1 protein-coding gene is annotated in these 507 nt (G+C 45.2%); it reads right to left on the bottom strand.

All coding sequences use genetic code 11. The features are described from left to right. Positions 1 to 239: 239 nt before the first annotated feature. On the bottom strand, positions 240 to 507 hold a 268-nt coding region (locus tag ACR0IU_RS22300; RefSeq protein ID WP_480717791.1), incomplete at its 5' end, for a hypothetical protein.

Raw genomic sequence — 507 nt, 5'->3', positions numbered from 1 at the left:
AACCACCTCATGAGCCTCTCACGCTTTCGCGTGGGTGTGTGAGACCATTGAATCCGATTGCTCAACCCGACGATATCACCTAACTCCAATCAAGCGCATGAACAACTAAACCACTACCAACGCTAGTCGGTAATAGTTTAGTTAAGGAACTTTTCCCTCCGGATTTATTTGCCCCTAATCATGGTCTGGAATAGGATTCCCGGGCCGAATTTGAGCGTTTCGAACTCATTTCATTGGATTTATAGAAATAGATCAATGGTATCGTGCGAAGTCCAAATCAGGGCTATTTCTTCGCCGATATGACTTCTTTCACCGTCTAATGATCGCTCTTCTTCAACCCGAATTGAGTACACTCCGTCATTAGTTTGCCTTTGGCGTAGGTCCGCAGTGTCAGGTCCATTGAATGTCTGGATGTCGGCAAATAAGAATGCCTCATCTATTTCCTGATCAATCTCGGTCCAGTTATGATTGACGTCGTCAAGAGAAACTGCATTTAACACGTCGCTC

It is taken from the genome of Ruegeria sp. CL5 (assembly GCF_056536485.1).
Note: the sequence above shows the minus strand (reverse complement) of the source record. Positions and strands in the feature narration are given on the sequence as shown.